Genomic DNA, 7,292 nt, shown 5'->3' with positions numbered 1-7,292 from the left:
AAAGAGGAACCCCAACCAATTTGCAGCAATATTCCTTCCAAACTCAAAAGAGCGATTCGCTTTAGCCATATGGCAAGATTCGTTTGGAAACTATTCTAAATGAAAGAAGTACCTGTGTCCTAAACCGCCTATCAAGTAATGCTCAATGAGTACCGATCATTGTAAAATTCGATGGCCCAACTGCTATCCATGGGCTGGCACCAAAAGCTGGATGGCAACGGCCGAGTGGGCGTACACCGGTTCATAAACAAGCGTCTACACCTCCCAAAAGAGCCGTGCGCCACCGCGTCCCATTTCTCGGATGCCCGACCGCTGCGATTTCAGACAAGTGCCAGAACGTCGTCGTATGTCCGCGCAAGGGTCGTACAGAATGTTTGTACCCTCTCTGTTACCTGGCGCTGCAAACCGGGCCTCTGGTCCAGCGCAGATCGGATCCGCTCAATCAGGTCCGCAGAGGTGAAATTTTGCAGTTCGACAGTGTAGTCGGCCAAACCTACGTCCTCCATCAACTGAGTCACCTTTCGTATAGGAGAGATGGCGACTACGGGAACGCCAGCCACCAGGCTCAGAATCGCACCATGCAGACGTGAGGCGATGACAATATTGGCTCCGCGGACCTGAGCCAGGAAATCTCCAACTCGCGGTGCATCGCACAACTTGATTCGACTGGAAAACCGACGCTGGATCAGTTCCTGCAGGCGGACGGCGAAGGGTCGATCCATCGCGCTCTGCGAGCAGACAATATGCACCCGCAGACCACGCCCCGCTATCCAATCGCACGCGGCGGCTAGGTGTTGAAGATAGAGCTTGTGACGGTCGTCGGTATCATCATTCGCCCAAGTCTTTACCGAGATGGGATTTACCGCAATGAAGGCTTCGGTTTCCGGCTGAGGCATGTTTTGCGAAACATCAAACTGAAGACCGAACGCCAGGTCGGGGCAAAGATGGCTCGGCGCATGAAGGCCCAATGCCCTCAGTGCGGCAAGGGTTCCTCCATCGCGAAACGCCCGGTAATGCGCCAGGCGCAAAGCGGATAGAACAAAGAATCGACTGAGTCTGTTCGCAAGGCGATCCAACCCAACTCCCATGAAGGCGATCCTCGCTCCATGGAGCCGTGCCAAGGCGAGCCATTTGAATATCCTAAACGGGTGACCCCAGGGACCACCCCAGAAATCATCAAGTTGCCCGCCCCCGGACACCAGTAGAAGATCCAGCGAACCAACGAAGGTAGCGATGCGTTTGAGGGCACGCCATCGCCTCCGCCCCATCTCACCTCCATGGTCCACTTCCCCCCCAATCTGAGGGACTGCATTCGGACCTACCGGATTCGCGGCAGGTCCGCAACCGTCGAGAGGGAAGCCACCGATGCCCAAGGAGCGCACGGTATCATGCGGGTCAGGGTAGATACCGATGATCTCAATCCCCGGCATACGCGCGCGAAGATTCTGAATGACGGTCATTTGGATAGCAGTGTCGCCCAGATTCCGGCTGGAGGATGGACTGAGTAATCCGACACGCAAGCCCTTCCCCCTCCGTGCTGCCCTCTGGCGAGGTGCAAAGGCATTGGACAGCGTTGATTGTGAGAAGGGGTCGAGTGCGGGACTAAGCATGCCGTCTGTCTCGCTTTCTTAGGATGGCAGCGCGAAACTCCGCCCACAGGTAGCTGCGCGCCCAAACGGCACGCCGAGCAACCAGCGCCAGCGTCTGCAGTTTTTCCGGCAGACTGAGGGAAGCTCGCAACACCGTTACAAGAAAGTCGAGGTGTAACCACAAAAGGCGCAAATCATACTTGCTCCTTCTCTGCGGATCGAAAAAGAAACCCATCTCCTCCGGGGTCAGCAAGCTCGAAAAAGCCTCACGACCCATACGCCGATAGAGCAGGATTTCTGGCAGCAAAAGGAATCGCCCCTGTAGCGCTAATTCCGCCATGAGAACGACATCCCCTCCCGGGTAATGGCGGTCTAGCTGAGTACGGCGCAGGGCATCGACTCGAATCAGTCCGCTTTGCGCATTGTTTAGTCGGATCATGCGGCAAAGCGTGTTGAAACGTTCATGCGGTCGGCCTTCGATCACCGAAAAGTCTCCCGAGTATTCTTCGCGCCTGCCGCTTTCTTCTTCTACCAAACAGGTTCTGCCGTAGCAGAGGACAATCCCCGGATCGGCTTCCATTGGCGCGACACACCTCGCGAGCATTTCCGGCGCACAGTAATCGTTGGCTGAGGACCATTTAAAGTACTTGCCACGTGCCTGCACGGCAACAAAGTTCCAATTGGCTGGGGCACCGAGGTTGATCGGCTGACGTATATACCGAATACGTTCATCCTGTTTGGCGTAATCGCGGCATACTTTCTCCGTATCATCGGTCGAAGCATTGTCGGAAATGATCAATTCGAAATCGGCTACGGTCTGCCCGAGAAGCGAGTCGAGGGCTTGCGGCAAGAAGCCCGCGCCGTTGTATACCGGCACGCCGATGCTGATGAGCGGAGGCATCAGCCCTGGCCTCTTACGGCTACCACGCTTGGGTCGGCTCCAAAGTTCCGCAACCTACCGGTAACCTCGTTATGGACCACGATGTGATCCCTCCTCCTGTCCCACCCTAGCCACACCCACTGTTTTGGCCGGGGAAATATCGCTGGCCAGGCTCTTCGTTTTCGCTTCGTCCCTATCGTCGCGGTTGCCAGTCACCTGCCCGCGATAATCGAGTTCGATGCTCCGGACCGCCGGATATAGATTTGCAGCGCCACGAACGTCGCGGTCGGCTTCAACGAAGAAAGTCGCGGCCGGCAAGGCACGATCGTACTCCCTTTCAAGATCGTACCGATAGAGGTAGACCCCCAGATGGAACGTGCCGACCGCCAGGTGCATCTTGAGATCAAAATCCACCGTGCACGATTCCCCCGCGAGCAGATTTACTGGGGCAGTCCCGAGTCTCTCGCTCGAGGTGTCGAAAATGTTGGCGAGCCCTTTGTCCAAGACTGAAATTACTACTGCGATGTGCTGCGTGGCTCGCCGGGCTGTGAAGGCGACGCGTACGCTTGCATTCTCCCCCGCATGAAATCGAACTGCCGGTTGTCCATTCCGGGAGAGCGTGACTTCGGTAATCTCGACCTCGGCATCGTGCACTCTCTTCAGCTTGCTGCGCTCCCGGCTCAGGTAGGTCTGGATGATGTCGCCAGTCGGGCCGTCCGCGACGATGCTGCCGCGATCAAGCAAGACGGTGCGCTGGCACAGGTCCGACACCGCTTTCAGGTTGTGCGAAACAAAGACCACCGTCGCGCCGCTCTTAGCGATCTCCCGCATCTTCTGCAGGCTTTTCTGTTGAAACACGTAGTCGCCAACGCTCAGAACCTCATCAATGACCAGGATGTCTGGTTCTAGGTGCGCCGCCACTGAAAAGCCCAGTCGCGCGTACATGCCCGAGGAATAACGCTTGACCGCCGTATCGATGAACGACGCCAGCCCGGAGAATTCCACGATTGCGTCGAACTTGCCTGCAACCTCGGCACGGCTCATTCCCAGGATCACGCCGCTGAGGAACACGTTTTCCCGGCCGGTGAGATCAGGATGGAAGCCCGCGCCAATCTCGATCAGCGCTGATAGCCTTCCCTCCACCTCGATATGCCCGCGGGTCGGCGTCATGATGCCGGCCAGGTGCTTGAGCATTGTGCTCTTTCCAGCGCCGTTGTGGCCGATCACCCCGAGTGTTTCCCCGTGGCGTACTTCCAGGTTGATATCGGTGAGCGCCCAGAAATCACGTTGGTCCGCTGCACCCGTTCGGCGGCGACCAAGCATGCGGTGAGCGAGGGACGGCAGCAGGTCGCGCAGGGAGTCGTGTATCTCCCCACGGCGGAAGCGCTTGGAAACGCCAGTGAACCGGATCGCGATTTCCTCTTCCATGGCTCAGATGCAATCAGCAAACGAAGGTTCGAGACGCCGGAACAGCAGCCAGGCGCAGCCCGCCACGACCAGCGAAACGACAGCGCTGTAGGCGATCCAGACCAGATCGGGCATGCGCCCGCGCACCACCGCTGAATACAAACCTTCCAGCGGCGGCGCGAATGGATTCAGCAGGACCCACGTGCGCCACTTACCCAACATGTCGGCCTCATACAGGACCGGAGTAAAGAAGATGGAGAACGTCAGCAGAACCTCGACGATATACTTCACATCGCGGAAGAAGAGGTTGGCCGTTGCCAGGGCGATGCCCATGCCGCTAACCAATAGCACTAGCAACAGCATCAGCGGGCCGACCCAAAGGAGGTGAACGGTAACCGGCGTGCTTAGCACCGCCAGTACGATGATCAGAGCTATGGCAGCGATCCCGAAGTCGAACAGGGCGGACAGAACCGAGGATAGAGGAAACACGATGCGCGGGCAGTTAGCGCGCGTAACGAGATTGCTGTTTGCCGTCAGGCTGTTGGTGGAGAGGCGCAGCGAGCTGATGATGAAGGCCCATGGCAAAGACTTCACCATGATGGCTGCAACACTGTCCTTTTGGAGTTGGGTGCCGGACAGATGCGCCATGCCCCCACGGACTAGCAGACCGGCCGCGACGATCAGGCAGGGCATCAGGATCGCCCAGAAAAATCCCATTACCGACTGCTTGTACCTGATCGCGATCTCACGCCAGGCCAGCATGATCAGCAACTCGCTGCTGAGCTTGAGCGTCCTATTCATTAGGCTTGTGCGCCCCTGTTTCATCTTACATCCGATCAGGTGGGAGTCGCTTCCCCAGGTTAATCGAGAGTTAGTCTCCATCAGCTCCTTGCCAGGTCGAGGAGCTGCAGAGGACACGCTGGTATGCTCAGGATTTCTTGGCCAACCTCGGATTAGCTTAATGAGTGGGGACGAGCGTTCAGCATTCGAATTCCGGATCAGGCGAAGCGCCGAAAGACGGGTTTCACCGGTCGCCCTTTGATGTACCTCTCCGGGCCATCCGCAAGCGCCCGCCGGTAAATGCGCAAGGCATCTGCGGCCGCTTCAACCGTATGATCGATGTCCTGCTCGCTATGCGAATAGCTGACGACGAATGACGGTGCGATGACCCCGCGTTCAATCATTTCCTGCATGAAGAGGGTGCGGAACATCTGGCTCGGCCGTTTATCGGCATCCCGCGTGCCGAACAACAGGTTGCAATCGCGGCTGACGAGGTCGACATATCCGACAAGGTTGTTTTCTTCGACAGCGTGTTTGAAGCCCTGGCGCAAGCGCGCGCCGCGCGTATAGAGAGTTTCCACAACGGGATAATCGCGATAGAAGCGCATGGTCGCGATCGCTGCGCCAAGCTGATGAGTTTCTGCTCCGTGGGTGGTGGAAAGCAGGAATACGCGCTCACGGTCATGGTCATTGCCTCCGAGTTGCATGATTTCCCTGCGCCCCGCCAGAGCCGAGACCGAGAAGCCATTCGCCAGCGCTTTGCCGAAAGTGCTCAGGTCCGGGGTAACGCCGTACTCGCCTTGGGCGCCGTTCAGGTGCCAGCGGAACCCCGTGATCATCTCGTCAAATACCAGCAGCGCACCATTAGCGTGCGCAGTGCGCTTGACCCCCTCCAGATACCCGGGAAGAGGCTCTTCTATGCGCGCTGCCTCCATCATCACGCAGGCGATCTTTCCTGAATGCTGCGCGAACAAAGCTTCAAGACCGGTGATATCGTTATACCTGAATTTCACGATCAACCGACGGGTCGCTTCCGGAATACCCGCATTCATTTCCGTAGTGCCGATAAACCAGTCGCTGGTGGAGAAGAACGGGTGGTCGGAACAGATCGCCACCATGTCGCGGCCGGTGTAAGCTCGCGCCAGGCGCAGAGCCCCATCGACAGCGTCCGAGCCGTCCTTGCAAAACTTGACCATCTCGGCCGTATTTATCAGCTCGAGAAACTGCTCGGCACATTCTACTTCAATCGAAGCGGGCCGCGTGAAATTGACGCCGTTGCCAAGCTGCTCACGCACCGCTTCAATTACGGGCTCAAAAGCGTGGCCGAGCGTGACGGCTCGCAACCCCATACCATATTCGATGAACTTATTGCCATCCACATCCCATACATGGCAGCCCTTCCCCCGGACGATGAACCCGGGAGAGAGCTGGGGATACTGATCGTCCCCCTTGGCGTAGGTGTGGCACCCCCCTGGAATCAAAGCATGGGATTTTCTTCTAAGTATTGATGAATTTTCAAAGTTCATATCAAATCACCAGCTTTCTGCAATAAAATGCTTCAGCAAATTTCTCGGCTGCGTTCGATTCGAGCCCTCTCAGGCGCAGGATCGAGGTAAATGTATCTTCTGTGAACCAGGCCTTAGCGCGCTGGGAGCCGAAGTGTTTCATTAGGTGCTTCAATTTACGCTTACATACTTTGGAAGATAGCAGCACAAAGAAATTAGGTTGACCGAGATCGCCTTCGTACTTTGGAATCTCGTATTCGAGAATCAAGTGGTTCCGAAAGGTCTGCCAAGTGATTTCCGCAATCAGTCGGTGATCCTGATGCCGATCTTCTAGCCGAGGGGTTAGAATGATATCCGGGCTTTCGCTTGCCTTGATTTCCTCGAATAACTCCTTGATTTCACTGAAGTGAGCAGGAAAATGACCATCGCGGAAATTGCGTAGCACAAGATTCACCCGCTTGGCGTTTTTCAACAGCGCATTCGCACTAACGCGCGCTTCGGCCTCACGTTGACCAGGTGCGCTGAATACCACCCAGGCAACCTCGACTTGCTTGAATGTATCGAGCCATTGCAGCACTGTGCCACCGCAGCCGATCTCGAGATCGTCACTGTGCGCACCGATACACAGTAACCGCAACGGCTGGTTTTGCGAGCCAAGGCTTAGCTTAAGCATCGAGTTGCCGCTCAACGCTCAACGCTTCCACACCATCCACGGGCACTCGCCGCGACCTTCCATACGGTCATACGCGATCTTGTCCCTGAATGTATCCATCTGCTGCCAGAAGCCGAAGTATCGGAATACCCCCAATTTCTTTGCCTCAATCAATCGTTGGAAGGGTTTTTCGACAAGCTCTTCCCCTTCCTCTATGTAGTCGAAAATTTCCTTTCGCAGGCAAAAAAATCCTGCATTGATAAGAAATTCCGAATCTCTCATTCTACCAAACGCAGTGACGGTGCCATGGTCGTCGGCATAAACCCCATGAAAACTCTCTGCAGTCGGCACCGCCAGAAAGCTGGCCACGACGCCGCGCGCCCGAAAGTCGGCGATATGTTCATTCAGAGGCAGGTCGGTCAAGGCGTCCGCATAGTTGGCAAGGAAATCTTCTTCGCCTTCGAGAAATTTGCGCACCC

The 7,292-nt window shown here is 56.5% G+C and carries 7 protein-coding genes; all 7 read right to left on the bottom strand.

From position 1 onward, the window contains the following. Positions 1-320: 320 nt before the first annotated feature. Positions 321-1,520 (bottom strand): polysaccharide pyruvyl transferase family protein, encoded by a 1,200-nt coding sequence (locus VEG30_09545; GenBank protein ID HXZ80161.1) that lies wholly within the window; start codon positions 1,518-1,520, stop codon positions 321-323. An 82-nt stretch (positions 1,521-1,602) separates the two neighbouring features. After that, a complete protein-coding gene (locus VEG30_09540; GenBank protein ID HXZ80160.1) occupies positions 1,603-2,490 on the bottom strand; it encodes a glycosyltransferase family 2 protein in 888 nt (295 codons plus the stop codon). Between the two features lie 69 nt (positions 2,491-2,559). Then, positions 2,560-3,897: an ABC transporter ATP-binding protein gene (locus VEG30_09535; protein HXZ80159.1), complete on the bottom strand. Its 1,338-nt coding sequence runs from the start codon at positions 3,895-3,897 to the stop codon at positions 2,560-2,562. Between the two features lie 3 nt (positions 3,898-3,900). Continuing rightward, positions 3,901-4,677, bottom strand: coding sequence for an ABC transporter permease (locus VEG30_09530; protein ID HXZ80158.1), 777 nt, complete (start codon positions 4,675-4,677; stop codon positions 3,901-3,903). A gap of 197 nt (positions 4,678-4,874) precedes the next feature. Further along, positions 4,875-6,182: a glutamate-1-semialdehyde 2,1-aminomutase gene (locus VEG30_09525; protein ID HXZ80157.1), complete on the bottom strand. Its 1,308-nt coding sequence runs from the start codon at positions 6,180-6,182 to the stop codon at positions 4,875-4,877. 1 nt (position 6,183) lies between these two features. Next, positions 6,184-6,849 carry a PIG-L deacetylase family protein gene (locus tag VEG30_09520; GenBank protein ID HXZ80156.1) on the bottom strand — a complete coding sequence of 222 codons (666 nt, stop codon included), beginning with the start codon at positions 6,847-6,849 and terminating at the stop codon, positions 6,184-6,186. A 3-nt stretch (positions 6,850-6,852) separates the two neighbouring features. Further along, the coding region (locus tag VEG30_09515; protein HXZ80155.1) for a glucose-1-phosphate cytidylyltransferase at positions 6,853-7,292 on the bottom strand (440 nt) is incomplete at its 5' end.

Source organism: Terriglobales bacterium, assembly GCA_035624455.1.
In the GTDB taxonomy this organism is placed as follows: domain Bacteria; phylum Acidobacteriota; class Terriglobia; order Terriglobales; family Acidobacteriaceae; genus DASPRM01.
Note: the sequence above shows the minus strand (reverse complement) of the source record. Positions and strands in the feature narration are given on the sequence as shown.